We start from the raw sequence: 17361 nt of genomic DNA, 5'->3' as shown, positions 1-17361 counted from the left end.
GTTAAAACACTGGTTGGTGCAGATCAGACTGCCAGTGGACTGGTTGAAGTTGAACTTGAAAATGGTGCAAAACTTGAGTCTAAAACTGTAATTCTTTCAACAGGCGCACGTTGGAGAGAAATGAATGTTCCTGGTGAACAGGAATACCGTACACGTGGTGTTGCTTACTGCCCACACTGTGATGGTCCATTGTTCAAAGGTAAAAGAGTTGCGGTGATTGGTGGTGGTAACTCAGGTGTAGAGGCAGCAATTGACCTTGCTGGGATTGTTGAACATGTGACTCTGGTTGAGTTTGATAGCAAATTGCGTGCCGATCAGGTACTTCAGGATAAATTGAACAGTTTGCCAAATACCACAGTGATCATGAATGCACTTTCAACAGAAGTTGTAGGTGATGGTTCACAAGTGATTGCATTGAAATACAAAGACCGTGCAACGGATGAAGAGCATACTTTAGAACTTGCAGGAATCTTTGTTCAAATCGGTTTACTGCCAAATACAGATTTCCTGAAAGGCTCAGTTGAACTTTCAAATCGTGGTGAGATTGTGGTGAATGATCGTAATGAAACCAGCGTTAAGGGTGTCTTTGCGGCAGGAGACTGTACGACTGTCCCGTACAAACAGATCATCATTGCAGCAGGAGAAGGTGCAAAGGCTGCATTGTCTGCTTTTGATTACATCATCCGTTCTGGCCAATAAGCTGTAAGTCAAAGTATCCTCGGTTACTTTGACGATTTAAAAATGTTGTTCCACCTTTATAGGAACTTAGATCGCTAACTCTAAGTTCCTTTTTTTTATGCAAATTTATTTAGGGAGTATTTTTACTAAAGCTAATTGCTTTTACTAAAGTAATCACACCTTGTTCGGCATTTTCTATGGAGTTTTTTAATTCTTCTCCACCTTCTTCCTGATATTCGATAGCAATGTTGTGAAACTGGGTTAAACCGATAAAATTGAATGCAGTTTTCACAGATGGTTCAACATGATTGGTGAAAAAAGGATTCGGTTGATCAAAACCATGCCCACCACGTGAAGATAAAAGCACAACCTGTTTGTTTTTATCAAGCAAACCTATGTATGGATTTTCTAAGCTTTTATTGAAACGATATGTTTTGTTGATTCTGACAATATTATCGATATAGGCTTTTAAGTGAGCAGGTGGTCCAAAATTATACATAGGAACCCCTATGACAATGATATCTGCCCAATGTAATTCATCAATCATTTCATCACTTTGTTGCATACGTTGTTGTTTAAACTCGGGAGGAGGGTTACCAAACTCAGAGACAATCCAGTCTTGATCGATAAACTTTGGCGGAAACTGACCGACATCACGAATTTTTATTTCACTGTCTGGTTGATGTTTTTTCCAGTTTTGAATAAAAAGTTCAGTCAGGCGTCGAGTGAGTGAACCATGTTCATCTCGTCCGGAAATACCTGTACGTACACTTGAATCAATTCGGAGAATATTCACCATTTTCATGCATCCATAAAATTGTTATAAGCAGATTATGTCTGGATACAAAGACGCACGACAAACGAGCAATCTACATGTTATAAATGAATTGAATTCATCTATGAACATAAAAAATGGTAGATTTACATCATTGTTTGGATCAGCTTTTGGCATTTCAGTATGTTGCTGAAAACTTGAGTTTCAAAAAGGCATCTGATCAGCTTTTTCTTACGCCAACAGCATTAAGTCATCGTATTAAAAAACTTGAACAACAATTAAATCTTAAGCTTTTTGAACGTAGAACTCGTACGATCGTACTGACCCCTGAGGGTGAATATCTCTATAAACACGTGCAGCTTGGTTTTAATCAAATTCATAAAGCACTTGAAGAGTTACAGCAAAAAAAACAGCGGATGCTCACAATAACTACAACTCCGCCTTATGCAAGCGAATGGATTATTCCGTATTTACCAGAACTTCAAGCTTTATTTCCACAGGTGATTTTTCGGGTTCATGCCAGTTATGACCCCGTGAATATGGATACTGGGCAATATGACTTGGCAATTCGCTATGGTCAGGGAGGATATCGTGATCTAAATGTCGAGCTTTTGGCTGAAGATGAATATGTGGCTGTTAGCCATGCCTTTTTTGATGAAGCATTACTTGATTGGTCAAAAGTGCCTTTGATTCATTTTTCATGGGGAGAGGAATATTGTCCTTTGAAGGTCAACTGGCAAACATGGTATAAGCAGCAGGATATGCAAATTGCAGCTGGACAGAGGCAGGTTTTTTATAATGAAGAAAACCATGCGATACAGGCAGTTTTGGCTGGGCAGGGAATCGCCTTGCTAAGTAGAATTGCAGTGAGTAACTATTTAAAACATGGCACGTTGAAAATTGTGTCTCCACATGTTTTAAGTTCCATGAATTACTATTTTTTAACGACTGAGAATGAAGATGATGTAGTAACAGCAACTAAAACATGGTGTAGAGAAAAATTATATAATGTACTTTGCTGATAATAGACTACAAGCATCGAAAAAGACGCCTAAATTTTTGAAAAATATTATATTTAGTTTAGCCTTTTGAGATATAAGTCGGATGGATGACATCCTTGTCATCCTGCAATAACGGCTGTTATTTAGATTAGATATGAATATTCAGACTAAAATATTGATCGTCTGAACATTATTAAACAATATTCAGACTTTTAAATTTTATTAACAGTTCATCAGTTGATTCGCTATGTTCAGGATGCTGGATAATACAATCAATTGGGCAGACTGCTTTACAGGTCGGATGATCATAAAATCCGACGCATTCGGTACAACGATCTGGGTCGATTTCATAGTATTTTTCACCTTCAAAAATAGCCGTGTTAGGACATTCCGGAAGGCACATATCACAGTTGATACAATCGTCAGTAATCAAAAGAGCCATGATTAATTCGCTGAATAAGCCAAAGATGATGCTGAAATATCCTGATTCGATGTAGGTAAGTTACGAATCAATAAAGCATATTTTACATCAATATCCGCAGGAATTGGGATGTCTACCACATGTCCTGAGCCTTTAGCATCATCTATCGGATTACCTTTACGATCTAACATTTCTGTCAATGTAAAAGTGATATTTCCCTGAGGTGTCATCAGTTCTAAGGAATCACCAACCACGAACTTGTTTTTGACTTCAATCGTTATGTAATCACCTTTACGTTCCAGTACTTCACCACAGTATTGTTGATGATCAAATACAGAAGAGCCTGTTGCATAGTTTTGATATTCAGTATGAACATGACGGCGCAAGAAGCCTTCGGTATAACCACGGTTTGCCAAACCTTCAAGCTGGGTTAAGAGAGAAGGATCAAACTCTTTGCCTGCCAAGGCATCGTCAATTGCTTTACGGTAGATTTGAGCCGTACGGGCACAGTAAAAATAAGATTTGGTACGACCTTCGATTTTAAGTGAATGAATCCCCATTTTTGTTAAGCGATCAACATGTTGAACAGCACGTAAGTCTTTGGAGTTCATAAAATATGTGCCATGCTCGTCCTCTTCGGCGGCAAACATGTCTTCATCATTACGCTGTAAAAGAACAGGGTCATCAAAATGGTGTTGTGCTTCGGCATGCAATTCATCTTGATCTTTACAACATGAAGATTCATCTATTTGCTTAACTGGAATGATGTCACCCGTTTCATCTTCTACTGTATCATGTATTTTATATTCCCAACGACATGCATTGGTACATGCACCTTGGTTGGCATCACGTTTATTCATATAGCCAGAAAGCAGGCAACGGCCAGAATATGCCATGCATAGTGCACCATGCACAAAAACCTCAATCTCCATATCGGGAACATTCTGTTTTATTTCTTCAATTTCTTCTAATGAAAGTTCACGAGATAAGATAACTCGGGTTAACCCCATAGTTTTCCAGAACTTAACAGTAGCCCAGTTTACGGCATTGGCTTGAACTGATAGATGAATAGGCATTTCTGGAAAATTTTCACGTACCATCATGATCAAACCAGGATCAGACATAATAAGTGCGTCAGGTTGCATGGCAATGACTGGCTCAAGGTCACGAATGAAATTTTTTAATTTACTGTTATGAGGCTGGATGTTGACTACAACATAAAATTTTTTGCCGAGTGCATGAGCTTCATTTATCCCTATTTTCAAATTGTCATGGTCAAATGCATTATTACGTACACGAAGGCTGTATCGTGGCTGTCCTGCATAAACAGCATCAGCTCCGTAAGCAAAAGCGTAACGCATATTTTTTAGAGATCCCGCAGGAGAGAGAAGTTCGGTAGTGTAAGTCATGCTCATGATCAAAATAAAAGGCACAAAAAATTTAGGGCTTTATTGTAATAGTTTTCTATTTTCACTCAACCAAGTGATTTAGTAGGGATTTATTTTAAAACTTTCTATATCACATGAAATGATACCTAGAAGGAATAAAAATATATTTAAAAAGTTATGGAAAATTATATTGAATTATGAAAATAATGGTGCATATTTTCAGCAGATTAAATTTTATTAAACTATTTTGGTGCAGAAAATCTTTCTGATTTTCCATAACTTGGAGTTTTGGATATCAAAAAGCTTAAATAGATCCAAACACTGGGTCTAAAAATTACATGGTATGTAAATTGCCTATACCTCATTTGGATTTTAGGTAAATTAATAAGGAAATTAGACATGAGTGATGACAAATCAGTTGTGATCAATCACGCATATCAAACATCGGGCAAGTATGCTTGGTATGTTGTTCTTTTATGTATGGTTGCATATATCTTTTCATTTATTGACCGGCAAATTTTGGCACTCATGATTGAGCCGATCAAAGCCGACTTACATTTAACAGATACTCAATTCAGTCTTTTACATGGTCTGGCATTTTCATTATTTTATGCCTTTATGGGATTGCCTTTAGCATATATAGCAGATCGTTTTTCCAGACCTAAACTGATTTCAGCAGGGATTATTTTCTGGAGCTTGGCAACAGCAGCATGTGGATTAAGTAAAAACTTTATCCAGCTTTTTTTGTGTCGAATCGGAGTCGGTGCAGGTGAGGCAGCATTGTCACCAGCAGCTTATTCTATTTTCAGTGATTTGTTTTCCAAAGAAAAACTAGGTAAGGCCGTTGGTGTATATTCAATTGGTGCCTTTGTTGGTGGTGGTATAGCTTTTTTAGTTGGTGGCTATGTCATCGGTTTATTGAAAAATGCTACCTTGATTAGTGTCCCTTTATTTGGACTGATGAAAGCTTGGCAGGTTGCATTTTTGATCGTAGGTCTACCTGGGATTTTAATTGGTATTTTATTCATCTTGACGGTACGTGATCCAAAACGTCGTGGGCAACGTTTAGATAGTAACGGTAATGTTGAAAAAGTGAAGTTTAGTGATAGTTTCAAGTTTGTCGCAAAACATCGTGGAACTTTCACATGTCATTATCTTGGTTTTTCATTTTATGCAATGGCATTGTTTTGTTTAACGAGTTGGTCTCCTGCATTTTATATCCGAAAATTTGGACTAACACCGACTGAAGTGGGATATATGTTAGGGATCGTACTACTCGTCGCAAATACCTTAGGTGCTCTGACTTCCGGATGGCTGACAGACTGGTTTATGCAAAAGGGTAGAAAGGATGCTTCGATTTTAGTTGGTGCGATTGGTGCTGTATGCATGATTATTCCAATTGCAACATTTACACTGGTTGATCAGTTATGGTTATCGGTATGTTTATTGGTACCTGCAATGTTTTTTGCATCTTTCCCTATACCAACCTCAACAGCGGCAATGCAGCATTTAGCACCAAACCAGTTAAGGGCACAAATATCATCATTTTTCTTGCTCATTAGTAACTTGATTGGTTTAGGTATTGGTACAACACTGGTTGCCTTGATCACCGATAAAATCTTTGGTTCACCAAAATCAGTAGGTTATTCAATCGCAATTGTTGCAGGGATATCTGCAGTCTTGGCAACGTTGTTATTAAAAGTGGGCTGTAAACGGTTCCAGGAAAGTATGAAACGTGAATATTCGGCTTGATAGGTGAGTATTTCCGAGTAATTATATTGATTTATTACGGTGTTTTTTAATTTTTTAGTTTAATTTTAAATGGAAAATTCTTGTTTGTAGGTGTAATGGCATGATTCGCAAGTGAGGGTGTATTTATGAATCATCATGAAAAGATGGATTATTTACATTATTTGAATAAATCAACTTTGTTAGATTCAGATGATTATCAGCTTATCAAAGAGAATATCAGTCGTTATCTCTGCCCACATGAATTTTCCGTTGAAACCTATCAACCTGTGCAGACCATATTGAACGGGTTTGAGTTCGGTCATTCGGCTTTACTGGATTTACGTTATTGTGCGCCTGTCTCGATTCGTATCGACAGTATGGAATATTATTTATTCCGGATGACACTCGCTGGGCAATGTCAGGTTGAAACTGCAGATAAATGCATCATTCAGGTTGCGGGGAAAATGAGTATATCTTCGCCGTTAACACGAAGTAAGGTGAGTACCGATGGAAAGTGTCGCAATATTATTTTAAAAATTTGTCGTCAGGATCTGGAAAAGCAGTTACAACAACTGCTTGGTTATCCACTTCAGGACGCACTTATTTTTGATGATGGTACAGGATGTGCTGGAGAGGTGGTGGAAACTTTTATCCAAACGATTAATTATTTGTGCCAAGCCTATTATACCTTGCAAAACTGGCATTATTTGATTGATAGTTTTAGTGAATATCTAAATAAATTAATCTTGTTAAATATCCCGCATAACTATAGTGATCAGTTGAAATTTGCCCATCAACAATTATTACCCAGTGCAATCAAAAAAGCCAAAATCTATATAGATACCCATCTTGATAGTCAATTAAGTCTGGATGAGATCAGTCAACATGTGGGTATATCCATACGCTCTTTACAAAAGGGCTTTAGCGATTATCTGAAACAAAGTCCTGGTCAGTATATCCGTGACAAGCGGCTAGAAATGATTCATTTCTCCCTCAAGCACAGTCATGGCGAAAGTTGTGTCACTGATATTGCCATGCGTTATGGAATTAATAGCTTAGGTCATTTTTCAGCACAGTATAAAAAACGTTATGGCTGTATGCCTTCGGAGACCTTGAAAACCAATTCTTTTGCGTAATTTGAATAATGGATACGCAATTTGAAGTGCCAGAAAATATGTATTTACCTAAGCTGTAACTGTCGAGAAAGGAGAACTCTAACATGAAGATTACAGTATTAGGTGGTGGTCATGGCTGTTATGCAGCAGCAGTTGAAATGGCAGAAAAAGGTCATGAAGTGTTATTGTGGAGACGTGATCAGGCTGCTTTTGATGAATTGAATCAAATTGGTAGCATGAATATCAAAGATTATCGTGGCACGCGATCAGTCAGTGTGGGTTTTCAAAATAGTCAGATTATTTTAAATGCCGATTTACAACAAGCCATTGCACATGCTGAATTAGTGATTATTCCTCTACCTGCCACGACACATGACGATCTGGCAAAACAGGCAGCAGCATATTTTCAAGATGGGCAAGTCGTCTTTTTACCCCCTGCAACATTTGGTAGTTTTATTTTTGCCAAAGCGATGAGAGATAGCGGAAATACTGCAAAAGTAGCATTTGGGGAAACAGGAACGCTGCCTTATCTGGTTCGTAAACATGGTGTAAATAATATTGTTGTGAGCGGTTATGCAACACGCTTGCCAACAGGCGTATTTCCAAGTTCCTTATCAGAACACGCATTTACTGTTTTAAAACAGGCTTATCCAAGTGTTGAGCCGATCGAGGATAGTTTAAGTGGAGCTTTGATGAATGCTGGACCAGTTATTCATCCTCCTCTTATTTTGATGAATGCAGGTCCACTAGAGCATTTCGATGCTTGGGATATTCATAATGAGGGAACACAACCTGCGATACGCAGCGTCACGAATCGGCTTGATGCAGAGCGTATAAGAGTACGTGAGGCTCTGGGTTATGCTGCGCCACATTTTCCTCTGGCCGATCATTATAATAAAGAGGGTGAAGGCGATGAATGGATGTATGGTCGTGGAGCACATGGTAAATTGACCGATAGTGGTGATTGGCGAGAAGACATTGATTTACAAAAACATCGTTATATGCTCGAAGATACACGCTTGGGTTTATCTTTCATCGTTTCCGTAGGGCGTTATGCAGGTGTGCCGACCCCTGTTGCCGAAGGATTATTAAATATTGCATCAGCAGTCACAGGTAAGGATTTATATGAAGATGGACGCACTCTAGAGAAACTTGGGCTGGCAACCAAGTCCAAAGATGAATTCCAGCGTATTTTACGCGATGGGGTATGATATGGATAAAATTCAGCATATTGCCATCGTAGGTGCAGGGCGTATGGGCAAGGCAATTGCAATTGCCTTTGCTTATGCAGGGCTTGAGGTTGCATTGATTGATGCAAAACAACGTTCGCTGGATGAGTTTTCCCAATTTCAGTCGAAATTGAAACTTGATTTAAGTCATGAAATTACTTTACTTGAAAAAATAAAGTTTATTGAGCAGCGGCAGATCCAGACGATTTATGACCGTATCCATGTGTCTAGTCGGAATAACGCTGATGAATTCTTGAAAAAAGCACAGTTGATTATGGAAGCAGTCCCTGAGCTTAAAGATTTAAAACAAGAAGTTTTTACATGGTTAGACCAACGTATTTCTACAGAGTGTATCGTTGCTTCAACGACGTCGACTTTTCTTGTTACCGATATTGCAAAAATGTTGTCACACCCCGAACGTGTTATTAATGCACATTGGCTTAATCCAGCCTATTTAATCCCCCTGGTTGAACTCAGTCGGTCAGAGCAGACCTCTGAGAAAGTTATTGGGATATTAAAAGCATTTTTATCTCAAATGGGTAAAGTCCCCGTAGTTTGTAATGCCCGGGCAGGTTATATTGTGCCGAGGATTCAAGCACTTGCCATGAATGAAGCCGCAAGGATGGTGGAGGAAAATGTCGCTTCAGCAGAAGATATTGATATGGCGATCCGGACAGGTTTTGGATTGAGGTTTTCTATTTTAGGATTACTTGAGTTTATTGACTGGGGAGGAGGTGATATTTTGTATTATGCCTCTCAGTATCTGGAAAAAGAGCTAGGAGAGCGATATCAGACACCAACAATTATTGCTGAAAATATGAAAAATAATCGTAATGGCATGCGTGAACAACAAGGATTTTATGATTATCAAAATGTGGATATAGATGCCTATAAATTAAAAGTCTTGAGTCAGTTTAGTCAGCGTATTCAAGACGCTGGACTCAAACCCGTTTTTAATATTATGGATATGTAAATCGGCTTTGTCTTTGTAATGTTTTTAGTGCCAGTTTGTCCGTAGCTCGCTGTTGAAAACATTGCAACGACTTGGGTGGAAATTTCATGCTAGATGGGATTTCCAATAAAAAAGGTGTTCATTCGTGACATGAACACCTTTTTTATGGGTTTTAATTTTGACCTGAAGATTTGATTGGTCAATCAGCCATTAAAATCACATGATGTCATACAGCTTTTTCAGCTGTTTATTCAGGGCATGTAACTCATCTTCGTCAAAAGCATTTAAAATACCTGAAAGAGTAACGATACTGATCTGATTTATTTTATCGACCAGCTCAAGACCTTTAGCTGTGAGTTTAACCATTGAAATACGTTCATCTGTTTCGGAAGAAAAAACTTCAACAATCCCATCTTCAACTAAACGATAGACTGCTTTTGTTGCAGTTGTCAATTTAGTCGTAGCCAGGTTTGCAATCTCGGTAATACTTCCTTCTCCGAGTGCATTTGTCGCCAAGATTATTTTACGTTTAGTGTTATCGATACCTAACTTTTTGATTGATTTTTCAATGAGCTGGGTGTATTTCCCGTTGACTTGAGAGATCCAGAAAAATGGAAAATTTTTTAAGCTGTTCGGTTCATTATTTGGTAAAAATTGTTCTAAATGAGTCAGCATAGTCAAACAACAACTTAGAATAAATAAGATGCACTATTATAACCAAAATTTTGAAATATTTTCTTTCTTGTTAACTAGAAAATTTACTTGACAATTACATTACTTTTTACGATATTTGGGTCATAGAATAAAATTACATGGAAAAGTGAATGAATATTGTGGCGCAGGATGTCCATATGGGAACAGGAAAACTGAAAGTCATGGTGAAGGACACTATTGATATTCAGGGTTTTAAAACAATGTCGGGAAGTAAGGCATTTGAAGAGAGTTTACCTGCTCAGAAAAATGCCGAAGTTGTTGAACATATCCTCAATGCTGATTGTACGATTTCAGCCAAAACCAATTTGCATGAATTAGCATTTGGTATCACGGGGATTAATAAAGCTTTTGGAACACCTGTTAACCCTAAATATCCTGATTTGATTCCTGGTGGTTCTTCAAGTGGTTCAGCAGCGGCAGTTGCAGCAGGATTAGCAGATTTTAGTATTGGTACGGATACAGGGGGCTCTATCCGTATGCCTGCAACATGTTGTGGCGTTTATGGTTTAAAGCCGACGTTCGGGCGTGTTAGTCGTGTGGGGGTCGTTCCTGAACAGAGTTCACTGGACTGTGTCGGGCCATTTGCCAGTTCAATCAGCATGCTAGAAACCGCAATGCAGATTATTGATCCAACTTTTAAAAAAGTTGTTGCATTACAACGAGCTCCTAAACTTGCCATTTTAAATGTTGCTGCAGAACCGGAAATTTGGGACAGCATCCATGATTTTTTACAACAAGCGAAGTTAACAGCAACACAGGTAACAGCACAATATTTTGATCAGGCTTATCAGGCTGGAATGCAGGTGATCAATTATGAAAACTGGCAGGCATACGGTGAGCTTACGAAAACTGGAAAAGTTGGACAGGATGTCAATGAGCGTTTACTGAAAGCTGCATCTACAACATTGCAGCAAGTTCAACAGGCTGAAAGCATTAAAGATCAGTTTAGCGCTGAAATTGACCAGTTGCTGGATCAATATGATGTCCTGATTTTACCAACTTTGCCACAAGTGCCACCTCAAGTTGTCGATGCAGAAAACACCGCAGCATTTTTAAATCTTACAGCTCTGGTTAGACCATTTAATTTGTCAGGTCATCCAGCACTTTCTATTCCACTTGAAACGAAAAATGGATTACCCGTGGGTTTACAGATGGTTGCAAAACATGGCGCTGATGAACAGTTATGCGCAGTCGCAGATTTTGTCGTGAAGGCAGTAGCGCACTAAATATATACAAGGAGTTAAATCATGAATGATTTATCTACAAAGGATTTTGTAAGAGACGAGGCTGAACTGGATGTACTTTGTCAGGAAATACGCCAAAGAGCATTGACTGGTGAGTTTGATAATCAGGCTTATGTGACACAAGACATTATCGATAAATTAAAGAAAATCGGTGTATATCGTGCATTTGTGCCTAAGCGTTTTGGTGGTGATGAAATCAGCCCTCGTCAGTTTTGTGAATTAATTGAAAAACTGTCCATGGCAGATGGTTCTGTTGGCTGGGTTGCCAGTTTTGGTATGAGTCCAGCATATTTGGGCAGCCTGCCTGAAGAAACATTACAGGTACTTTATAAAGACAGCCCGGATATCGTATTTGCTGGAGGTATTTTTCCACCACAGCCAGCTGAGATTACTGATAAGGGTGTTCTGGTAAAAGGACGCTGGAAATTTTCCAGTGGTTGTATGGGGGCGGATATTGTGGGTGTTGGGATTTCTCCGCAAAAGGACAATGAAGCTCAGGGGTTGCCCCGTATGGCTGTCATGCCAGCGCATAAAGCAAAAATTGAAATGACTTGGGATACGGTAGGCTTAAAAGGCACGGGAAGCCATGATTTGGTTGTTGATAATGTACTGATTGAGAAAGCATGGACCTTTGTCCGTGGTGAACCGTCAAAATTACCCGAGCCTTTTTTTAAATACCCATCTTTATCATTGGCAACTCAGGTTTTGACTGTCGTTGGTATCGGTGTTGCAGCCGCAGCACTAGATGAGTTCAAGAAACTTGCACCAGGCAAAGCTTCTATCACTGGTGGTTCAGAGATTGCCAACCGCCCAGTGACTCAATATGAATATGCACAATATGAAGCTGAATTTCTAGCAGCGCGTACATGGTTTTATCAAACCATTGATGTGGTTTGGGAAACCATTCTTGAAGGTAATACGCCAACAACAGAACAAGTGAGCAATATGCGTCTATCTTGTACCCATGCCGCACGAGTTGCCGCACGGGTTGCCAGAAAAATGCAAATGCTTGCCGGTATGACAGCAATCTATACCAATCATCCATTTAGCCGTTATGTCAACGATACCAATGTAGTGACCCAGCACGCCTTTATGGGGGATGCCACTTTGCAAAATGCTGGCTCGGTCAGTTTTGGTCTTAAACCAACCCCAGGTTATCTATAAGTCGGTTTAAGGGAAATTAAAAATGGATTTGACCAGTATTTTGCAACGTCTTGAAGCACTGGAGGCCCAAAATGCGATTCGTAATTGTATCAATCGCTATATGGAAATCTGTGATGCTCTGGATGCCACTACAGATTTGCAGGCACTGATGAATTTGTTTGATCAGGACAGCATCTGGGAGGGTATTGGTGAGAAATATGCCAAATCTTTTGGTCGATATGATTCATGGCAATCCATTTATGACATGTTTAAACGTTATACCCAAAACCAGTCACATTTTGTCATGAATGCACATTTTGTCAGTTCGGAACAAATAAATGTACAGGAAAACCAGGCCGTTGGTAACTGGCTTATGCTGCAAACTTCAAGCTTTCGAGAGGGTGGTAGCCATTTAAATGCAGCCAAGCTCACTGTGAAATTTCGTAAGCAAAAAGATGGTTCGTGGAAAATCAGGCATTTTCAAACCGAGAACATCTTTAGCCGCCCAGTTTCACACTGGCATAGTGACTCAGCATTGCCAGTACCACAAGCAGATTAAATTACGGAAAATTTAAAAGGAAATTATCATGAATAGCATCATTCCAATGCGTAATGCTGAAATCGATTATAACGAACTGGTTCAAAGCGATCGTGCACATACGTCTTTGTACAAGGATGAAAAAATCTTTGATGAAGAAATGGAAAAAATCTATTACAGCACATGGGTCTGGGTTGCACATGCGAGTGAAATCCCTGATGCAGGTAGTTATAAAACTATCAATATTGGCAAGCAGCCTGTGGTTGCAGTGCGTGACCGTAAGAAAAAAGTCCATGTTTTGCTCAACCGGTGCCGTCACCGTGCAGCAACTGTTTGTGAGCATAAAAAAGGTAAAACCAATAGCTTTGTATGTCCATATCATGGTTGGAGTTATGCTTTGGATGGATCGTTACGTGGCGTACCTTCACCAGAAAGCTATGGAGAGTGTCTGGATAAATCAGAGTTCCCACTGGTGAGCCTACGTGTAGAAGAATATAACGGTATGATTTTCGCTACCTTTAAACAGGATATTGAACCACTAGAGGATTTTTTGGGTGCCGCGAAAAAGTGGATAGATCTGTTCATGAAACAAGGTGCAGGATATCCAATCAAAGTTTTGGGTGAGCATCGTTTCCGTTTTCCAGGTAACTGGAAAATTCAGCTTGAAAATACAACAGACGCTTATCATTTCCCGCTGGTTCATAAATCGTTCCTAAGTTCTGTGGATGAAAAAACTGAAGAATTATTCAATTTTGAAAATCAACCAGGCTATGTCGAAGACTTGGGCAATGGTCATAGCGTGATGGTCATGATTCCAGAGCTGGTCGATTTGGAAGAAGATTTGATGGAACGTCCGATTCAGGAGCGTTTTGAAGATCTGGCTCAGGCACTACGTGATGAAGGACATGAAGAACTCGAAGTACGTCGCATTGTACGTGCGGTAGGTGGTTCAGGATTTAACTTAAATATATTTCCGAATATTGCCTGCTCAATGGCATTTTTCCGTGTCATGCAGCCAATTTCGGTAAATGAAACAGAAATCCATCACTCGGTTATCACGATGGATGGTGGACCACAAATTGCCAATCAATATCGCCTGCGTTTACATGAGCATTTTCAGGGTCCGTTTGGCTTTGGTACACCAGATGATTCAGAAGCATGGGAACGCGTGCAGCATGGCGCAAATGCAGGAAATGACCTATGGATCATGTTGAATCGAGGCTTACCGGACGAAGTGAAAACCGAAGATGGTTTGAAGAGTGATGTCAGCGCAGAAACAGGGATGCGTGCAGCCTATCAACAATGGAAAAAGATGATGACCGCTTAAGGAGAAAGCCATGAATATTAATCTGAACTTATTAAATGAAGTCACTGCTTTTATCTGGGCTGAAGCGGATATGCTGGATCATTCTGAATATCAGGAATGGTTAAATCTCTGGAATGAAGAGGGTAAATATATTATCCCGATTGATCCAAAACTGACCGATTATGAAAATAACCTGAACTATGCTTATGACGATCATCATATGCGCAAGCTTCGCGTACAGCGTCTGGAAAATGGTGAAGCGATTTCAACATCACCTAAAGCCAATACCGTACGTAGTCTCTCAAGAGTACGTGTGATCCAGGATCAGGACAATGAAATTGTTCTACGCTGTGCACAGAATCTCCGAGAATTTCGTAAAGAAAACCTCAAACACTATACCGCTGATGTGACTTATCACCTGATTCGTCAACAGGAGGGAGGATTCAAGATTAATCGTAAGATTATTAATCTGGTGAATTCTACTGACACTTTGGCTGGCATCAGTTACATCCTTTAGGAGACAGATATGCAACAAGTGGTTTTGGTAACAGGTGCGGCATCAGGTCTGGGGAATGTGATTGCAGAGTATTTTGCAGGGCTTGGACATCAGGTGATTTTATCAGCCAGCACTTTGCAAAAAGCTGAACAGGCGAAACAGCAAAGTGTACATGCTGGAAACCTGTATCCATTAAAACTGGATATTTCTGTAGAACAGGATTTCCGTGATGCCGTGCAATGGATTGAACAGAACTTTGGCAAACTGGATGTATTGATCAACAATGCGACTGTCACCAAAGCGACCCCTGTACTTGAAATTACGGCAAGTGATTTTGACTGGGTAACACAAGTGAACCAACGTGGTACATTTCAGGCTTGTCAAATTATCGGTAAATACATGGCTGATAAAGGCAATGGACGTATTGTCAATATGGCATCACTGGCTGGACAAAATGGAGGGACTGCAACAGGTGCGCACTATGCAGCAAGCAAAGGTGCAATTGTGACTTTAACCAAGATCTTTGCCAAAGAGTTTGCAGCCAAAGGTGTCACGGTAAATGCCATAGCGCCGGGTCCTATGGAGTCTCCAATCGTACATAGCGTTGTGTCAGATGACCGGCTTGAACAGTTTATCCAGAATATTCCTGTAAAAGCTTTGGGGAGTATGCAGTTTATTGCCGAGACATGTGCATTGCTGGCAAGTCCGAATGCTGGTTTTGTGACAGGTGCAACCTGGGATATTAACGGTGGATTGTTTATGCGTTAAGCCTTGGCTTGATGCATATAAATGGAGTTTGAAAAATGACAGCACTTTATAATGTAGTGGTCAAAAACCGACATGTAGAAGGTGGCAATGTTGCTGTGATGGAATTTGAGTCAGCTACATCCACCCAACTTCCAAAAATTGAAGCAGGTTCACATATTGATGTGCATTTACCGAATGGAATGGTACGTCAATATTCACTTTGCCAAGATCCGAATCAATCCGGAATTTTTAGATTAGGTATTTTAAAAGACCCTGAGTCACGTGGTGGTTCAGTTTCAGCATTTGATGATATACAAGATGGAATGCAGATACAGGTCAGTGAACCGCGTAATTTATTTCCATTGGTCAAGGCAAAACATTCTGTACTGATAGGTGGCGGAATCGGTATCACACCTTTAATCACAATGGCTTATCAACTTGCCTCGGAAGGTGCGTCATTTGAACTGCATTATTGTGGTGCTAGTCCGGAACGCTGCGCTTTTGTTGATGAGATAAAAAATGGTGTATTGGCTGAATTTACCCATTTTCATTTTAAATCGGAAGGTGCGAGTCATCGAGAGTTTTTTGAAAGTAGCATCAAAAACATAGATAAAGACAGTCATATTTATACATGTGGGCCAGTAGGATTTATGGATTGGGTCATTAATCTTGCCCAAACCCAGGATTTTCCAGCTGACCAAATCCACAAGGAATATTTTCAGGTAGATGTTGAAACTGGTGGAGATTCTTTCGAGGTCGTAGCTCAGCAAAGTGGAAAAATCATCATGGTTAACAGTGATGAAACGATACTTCAAGCATTGGAACGTGAGGGAATAAATATAGAAATGTCATGTGAACAGGGGGTTTGCGGGACATGTATGTGTGACGTCATAGAAGGTGAACCAGACCATCGCGATGTCTATTTTACAGATGAAGAAAAAGCAAGCAATGAACAGATACTGGTATGCTGTTCACGTTCAAAATCAGCACGGCTTGTACTGGATATCTAGTGACGGAGGATGTAGTCATGGTTGAAACAACAGATTTTAGAAATGGAATGTCTTTATTAACTGGTGCAGTGAATGTGATTACCACTGCTGGTGAAACAGGTCGTTTTGGTTTTACAGCATCTGCTGTATGCAGTGTAACGGATGATCCTCCGACACTGCTTGTGTGTATGAATCGATCATCCAGTTCACATGCGCATTTTAAAGAGAATGGCATATTGACGGTGAATGTGCTGGGTTCACAGCATCAAAATGTATCACAGGCTTTTGCTTCGAAAATTTCTATGGAAGAACGATTTGATCATGGGAAATGGATAACTTTAGTTACCGGATCACCTGTACTACAAGATGCGTTGGTTAGTTTTGATTGTAAAATCAGGCAAATGAATGATGTAGGAACACATACAATATTTTATTGTGAGGTCGAAGCAATTCAAATGAATCAAAATGATGAACTGCATGGGCTTATCTACTTTAATCGGGCGTATCACCATGTGGGAAAGCTTAGATTGTAAAAAAATTTAAAATTTATTGTAAAATTACATGGAATATTGATTTAAAAACCCACTTCTTCAGAAATGGGTTTTTGATTAATGGAGCAATAGACCCTGGTATTAATGATAAAAATTAAACTTTATAATCTTGTTAATTAAGCTGGTTCGTTCATCCAGATTTTTATTATAAAAATCTAGCATCATCATACCTAGATGACTATTACGAGGAAGTTGCTCCAGATATTGTTCCAGAAATTCATTAATAGTGAAATGAATGTCGACAAATTGTTGTTTTTTCTTGTCCGTCTGACCACGTGCAAATAAATTGGGGGTCAGATATTCATAGTGATCATGGTTTCTAATATTACAATAATTGATAAAA

Annotated in this window: 19 protein-coding genes; 14 read left to right on the top strand and 5 right to left on the bottom strand. The window is 39.4% G+C overall.

From position 1 onward, the window contains the following. On the top strand, positions 1 to 699 hold a 699-nt coding region (locus KPC_RS09460; RefSeq protein WP_228212210.1), incomplete at its 5' end, for an FAD-dependent oxidoreductase. A 109-nt stretch (positions 700 to 808) separates the two neighbouring features. Here the strand turns inward: KPC_RS09460 and KPC_RS09455 are convergent. Beyond that, complete coding sequence (locus KPC_RS09455) at positions 809 to 1477, bottom strand: FMN-dependent NADH-azoreductase (protein ID WP_121974130.1); 669 nt, start codon at positions 1475 to 1477, stop codon at positions 809 to 811. Positions 1478 to 1590: 113 nt separating this feature from the next. Between KPC_RS09455 and KPC_RS09450 the strand changes: the two genes are divergently transcribed. Next, positions 1591 to 2475 carry a LysR family transcriptional regulator gene (locus KPC_RS09450; RefSeq protein WP_121974129.1) on the top strand — a complete coding sequence of 295 codons (885 nt, stop codon included), beginning with the start codon at positions 1591 to 1593 and terminating at the stop codon, positions 2473 to 2475. 172 nt (positions 2476 to 2647) lie between these two features. Here the strand turns inward: KPC_RS09450 and KPC_RS09445 are convergent, their stop codons facing one another. Both KPC_RS09445 and trhP read right to left on the bottom strand, forming a co-directional pair. Beyond that, positions 2648 to 2896 (bottom strand): YfhL family 4Fe-4S dicluster ferredoxin, encoded by a 249-nt coding sequence (locus KPC_RS09445; RefSeq protein WP_121974128.1) that lies wholly within the window; start codon positions 2894 to 2896, stop codon positions 2648 to 2650. 2 nt (positions 2897 to 2898) lie between these two features. Next, a complete protein-coding gene (trhP, locus tag KPC_RS09440; protein WP_407641985.1) occupies positions 2899 to 4284 on the bottom strand; it encodes a prephenate-dependent tRNA uridine(34) hydroxylase TrhP in 1386 nt (461 codons plus the stop codon). A 378-nt stretch (positions 4285 to 4662) separates the two neighbouring features. On the opposite strand from trhP, the gene KPC_RS09435 reads away from it, so the two are divergent. From KPC_RS09435 to KPC_RS09420, 4 genes are all read left to right on the top strand, one after another. After that, positions 4663 to 6015 carry a spinster family MFS transporter gene (locus tag KPC_RS09435; protein ID WP_121974126.1) on the top strand — a complete coding sequence of 451 codons (1353 nt, stop codon included), beginning with the start codon at positions 4663 to 4665 and terminating at the stop codon, positions 6013 to 6015. Between the two features lie 125 nt (positions 6016 to 6140). Beyond that, positions 6141 to 7130 carry an AraC family transcriptional regulator gene (locus KPC_RS09430; protein ID WP_121974125.1) on the top strand — a complete coding sequence of 330 codons (990 nt, stop codon included), beginning with the start codon at positions 6141 to 6143 and terminating at the stop codon, positions 7128 to 7130. Positions 7131 to 7213: 83 nt separating this feature from the next. After that, positions 7214 to 8320 (top strand): NAD/NADP-dependent octopine/nopaline dehydrogenase family protein, encoded by a 1107-nt coding sequence (locus KPC_RS09425; RefSeq protein WP_121974124.1) that lies wholly within the window; start codon positions 7214 to 7216, stop codon positions 8318 to 8320. 1 nt (position 8321) lies between these two features. Then, positions 8322 to 9311 carry a 3-hydroxybutyryl-CoA dehydrogenase gene (locus KPC_RS09420; protein WP_121974123.1) on the top strand — a complete coding sequence of 330 codons (990 nt, stop codon included), beginning with the start codon at positions 8322 to 8324 and terminating at the stop codon, positions 9309 to 9311. A gap of 195 nt (positions 9312 to 9506) precedes the next feature. Here KPC_RS09420 and KPC_RS09415 read toward each other — a convergent pair whose 3' ends face one another. Then, complete coding sequence (locus KPC_RS09415) at positions 9507 to 9965, bottom strand: MarR family winged helix-turn-helix transcriptional regulator (protein WP_121974122.1); 459 nt, start codon at positions 9963 to 9965, stop codon at positions 9507 to 9509. Positions 9966 to 10114: 149 nt separating this feature from the next. Here KPC_RS09415 and KPC_RS09410 point away from each other — a divergent pair, with 149 nt between their 5' ends. Genes KPC_RS09410 through KPC_RS09375 form a run of 8 tightly spaced genes read left to right on the top strand, consistent with a single transcriptional unit; the run spans position 10115 to position 17000 of the window. Further along, the gene (locus KPC_RS09410; RefSeq protein WP_121974121.1) at positions 10115 to 11230 is read left to right on the top strand and encodes an amidase; all 1116 of its coding nucleotides are present in this window, start codon (positions 10115 to 10117) and stop codon (positions 11228 to 11230) included. A gap of 21 nt (positions 11231 to 11251) precedes the next feature. Next, a complete protein-coding gene (locus KPC_RS09405; protein ID WP_121974120.1) occupies positions 11252 to 12412 on the top strand; it encodes an acyl-CoA dehydrogenase family protein in 1161 nt (386 codons plus the stop codon). Positions 12413 to 12434: 22 nt separating this feature from the next. Further along, positions 12435 to 12950 (top strand): nuclear transport factor 2 family protein, encoded by a 516-nt coding sequence (locus tag KPC_RS09400; protein ID WP_121974119.1) that lies wholly within the window; start codon positions 12435 to 12437, stop codon positions 12948 to 12950. Positions 12951 to 12978: 28 nt separating this feature from the next. Continuing rightward, complete coding sequence (locus tag KPC_RS09395) at positions 12979 to 14256, top strand: aromatic ring-hydroxylating oxygenase subunit alpha (protein ID WP_121974118.1); 1278 nt, start codon at positions 12979 to 12981, stop codon at positions 14254 to 14256. Positions 14257 to 14266: 10 nt separating this feature from the next. Then, positions 14267 to 14752: an aromatic-ring-hydroxylating dioxygenase subunit beta gene (locus KPC_RS09390; RefSeq protein ID WP_121974117.1), complete on the top strand. Its 486-nt coding sequence runs from the start codon at positions 14267 to 14269 to the stop codon at positions 14750 to 14752. 9 nt (positions 14753 to 14761) lie between these two features. Next, positions 14762 to 15499, top strand: coding sequence for an SDR family NAD(P)-dependent oxidoreductase (locus KPC_RS09385; protein ID WP_121974116.1), 738 nt, complete (start codon positions 14762 to 14764; stop codon positions 15497 to 15499). A gap of 35 nt (positions 15500 to 15534) precedes the next feature. Beyond that, complete coding sequence (locus tag KPC_RS09380; protein ID WP_121974115.1) at positions 15535 to 16488, top strand: PDR/VanB family oxidoreductase; 954 nt, start codon at positions 15535 to 15537, stop codon at positions 16486 to 16488. Between the two features lie 17 nt (positions 16489 to 16505). Then, positions 16506 to 17000, top strand: a complete 495-nt coding sequence (locus tag KPC_RS09375; protein WP_121974114.1) for a flavin reductase — start codon at positions 16506 to 16508, stop codon at positions 16998 to 17000. A gap of 99 nt (positions 17001 to 17099) precedes the next feature. On the opposite strand, the gene KPC_RS20370 is transcribed toward KPC_RS09375, so the two are convergent. After that, on the bottom strand, positions 17100 to 17361 hold a 262-nt coding region (locus KPC_RS20370; protein ID WP_171334458.1), incomplete at its 5' end, for a PI-PLC domain-containing protein.

It is taken from the genome of Acinetobacter stercoris (assembly GCF_900323515.1).
GTDB classification, from domain to species: Bacteria; Pseudomonadota; Gammaproteobacteria; order Pseudomonadales; family Moraxellaceae; genus Acinetobacter; species Acinetobacter stercoris.
The sequence above is the reverse complement of the archived record's forward strand: the minus strand, read 5'-3'. Positions and strand labels throughout refer to the sequence as shown.

What these genes read in the sequence shown, in the direction of transcription:
- KPC_RS09450 (WP_121974129.1), top strand. Translation starts at nt 1,591, where the DNA reads ATGGTAGATTTACATCATTGTTTGGATCAGCTTTTGGCATTTCAGTAT.
- KPC_RS09385 (WP_121974116.1), top strand. Translation starts at nt 14,762, where the DNA reads ATGCAACAAGTGGTTTTGGTAACAGGTGCGGCATCAGGTCTGGGGAAT.
- KPC_RS09455 (WP_121974130.1), bottom strand. Translation starts at nt 1,477, where the DNA reads ATGGTGAATATTCTCCGAATTGATTCAAGTGTACGTACAGGTATTTCC.
- KPC_RS09395 (WP_121974118.1), top strand. Translation starts at nt 12,979, where the DNA reads ATGAATAGCATCATTCCAATGCGTAATGCTGAAATCGATTATAACGAA.
- KPC_RS09435 (WP_121974126.1), top strand. Translation starts at nt 4,663, where the DNA reads ATGAGTGATGACAAATCAGTTGTGATCAATCACGCATATCAAACATCG.
- KPC_RS09380 (WP_121974115.1), top strand. Translation starts at nt 15,535, where the DNA reads ATGACAGCACTTTATAATGTAGTGGTCAAAAACCGACATGTAGAAGGT.
- KPC_RS09415 (WP_121974122.1), bottom strand. Translation starts at nt 9,965, where the DNA reads ATGCTGACTCATTTAGAACAATTTTTACCAAATAATGAACCGAACAGC.
- KPC_RS09410 (WP_121974121.1), top strand. Translation starts at nt 10,115, where the DNA reads ATGAATATTGTGGCGCAGGATGTCCATATGGGAACAGGAAAACTGAAA.
- KPC_RS09375 (WP_121974114.1), top strand. Translation starts at nt 16,506, where the DNA reads ATGGTTGAAACAACAGATTTTAGAAATGGAATGTCTTTATTAACTGGT.
- KPC_RS09425 (WP_121974124.1), top strand. Translation starts at nt 7,214, where the DNA reads ATGAAGATTACAGTATTAGGTGGTGGTCATGGCTGTTATGCAGCAGCA.
- KPC_RS09405 (WP_121974120.1), top strand. Translation starts at nt 11,252, where the DNA reads ATGAATGATTTATCTACAAAGGATTTTGTAAGAGACGAGGCTGAACTG.
- trhP (WP_407641985.1), bottom strand. Translation starts at nt 4,284, where the DNA reads ATGACTTACACTACCGAACTTCTCTCTCCTGCGGGATCTCTAAAAAAT.
- KPC_RS09400 (WP_121974119.1), top strand. Translation starts at nt 12,435, where the DNA reads ATGGATTTGACCAGTATTTTGCAACGTCTTGAAGCACTGGAGGCCCAA.
- KPC_RS09420 (WP_121974123.1), top strand. Translation starts at nt 8,322, where the DNA reads ATGGATAAAATTCAGCATATTGCCATCGTAGGTGCAGGGCGTATGGGC.
- KPC_RS09430 (WP_121974125.1), top strand. Translation starts at nt 6,141, where the DNA reads ATGAATCATCATGAAAAGATGGATTATTTACATTATTTGAATAAATCA.
- KPC_RS09390 (WP_121974117.1), top strand. Translation starts at nt 14,267, where the DNA reads ATGAATATTAATCTGAACTTATTAAATGAAGTCACTGCTTTTATCTGG.
- KPC_RS09445 (WP_121974128.1), bottom strand. Translation starts at nt 2,896, where the DNA reads ATGGCTCTTTTGATTACTGACGATTGTATCAACTGTGATATGTGCCTT.